General features: G+C 51.4%; 1 protein-coding gene. It reads right to left on the reverse strand.

Annotation, left to right across the window (positions count from 1 at the left end):
* Positions 1-1,300, reverse strand: a 1,300-nt coding sequence (locus A918_RS0105850; RefSeq protein WP_022710154.1) for a DEAD/DEAH box helicase family protein, incomplete at its 3' end; no start/stop codon positions are given.
* Positions 1,301-1,473: the final 173 nt, after the last annotated feature.

A 1,473-nucleotide genomic window follows, 5' to 3' on the forward strand; every position in this document is an offset into this window, starting at 1 on the left:
GCTCGACGAGACGATGTTTTAGCTCTTCCTTGATGGATTTGATCGCCTGATTAAGTGTCGGGCGCGGTGTTACATAATGCGAGTTCGCATAGATTTTTACGGATTTGAGATCGCCGGTTTTCTGTCCGGTCAGCGGGTCAAATTCTGTAATGGTCTCAATCTCATCGCCAAAGAGCGAAATGCGCCATGCGCGGTCTTCCAAGTGGGCAGGGAAGAGTTCAATTGTATCGCCGCGCACGCGGAAAGAACCGCGCACGAAATTGATATCCTGCCGCTTATATTGCTGTGCCACCAGATCGGCGAGAAGCTGACGCTGATCAAGACGGTCGCCGATCTTCATCTCAAAGGTCATCGCCGTATAGGTTTCGACCGAACCGATACCGTAAATACAGGAGACCGAGGCGACGATAATCACATCATCGCGTTCCAACAGCGAGCGGGTTGCGGAGTGGCGCATCCGGTCGATTTCTTCATTGATCGAGGATTCTTTCTCAATGAAGGTATCGGAGCGCGGCACATAGGCTTCCGGCTGGTAATAATCATAATAGGAAACGAAATATTCGACCGCATTATTCGGGAAGAAGCTTTTAAACTCTCCGTAAAGCTGGGCAGCCAGTGTTTTATTCGGTGCGAGGATCAGAGCAGGGCGCTGGGTGCGTTCAATAATATTGGCAACGGTAAAGGTCTTGCCGGAGCCGGTGACGCCGAGCAGAACCTGTGTCTGATCACTGTTCTCAATGCCTTCAACCAGATCGGCGATAGCTGTCGGCTGGTCACCGGAAGGGGTATACTCGGTTTCCATTTTAATCTGGATGCCGCCCTCAGATTTGGCAGGGCGTTCCGGCCGGTGCGGTGTCCAGAGTTTACCGTTTTTGAACAGCGGATTGCCGGATTCAATCAAGGCAGACAGAGCTTCCACAGTTGCAGTGGCACCGCTGGAAGGCATATTGGCTGCATCTTCCATAGTGATATCCATGCCGGAGACAGGATTAAGACCTGACGCGACGCGTTCTTTCAGCGTGGCTGCTTTGGCGCGGGATGAAGGTGCCTTGGAGGTGTCGCTTTTTTTCGGGGCGGTTTTCTTTGGGGTTGCCGGTTTGGTAACAGGCAGTGCTTCCGGCTGCTCAGCCATTTCACTGATCATCCGCGACCAGTCGCCAACCGAAGAGGAGAGCGGAATGCCTGAAAACTCTGCCTGAGGCACTTCGCCGAAACCATCAACTTGCGGTGTTTCGCCGAAACCCTGTTTCTGCTTGTTCAAATCAGCAGGGGGCTGTGATGACTTATCTTTTTTGGACATGTCAGAACTCTCTCGGCAAGCAGAAGCGAAGGACAGGTGATGGATACAGCCAGTCTGTAACCCGATCAAAAGAAAGCGGGTCGTCAGACATTAGCGAATATAGGCATATAAGTATAGAACGAAAAGGGTACGTTTTCATTCTGCCCGATAATTATCAGAAACAAAAAAACACC

It is taken from the genome of Pseudochrobactrum sp. AO18b (assembly GCF_000409565.1).
Classification (GTDB): Bacteria; Pseudomonadota; Alphaproteobacteria; order Rhizobiales; family Rhizobiaceae; genus Pseudochrobactrum; species Pseudochrobactrum saccharolyticum.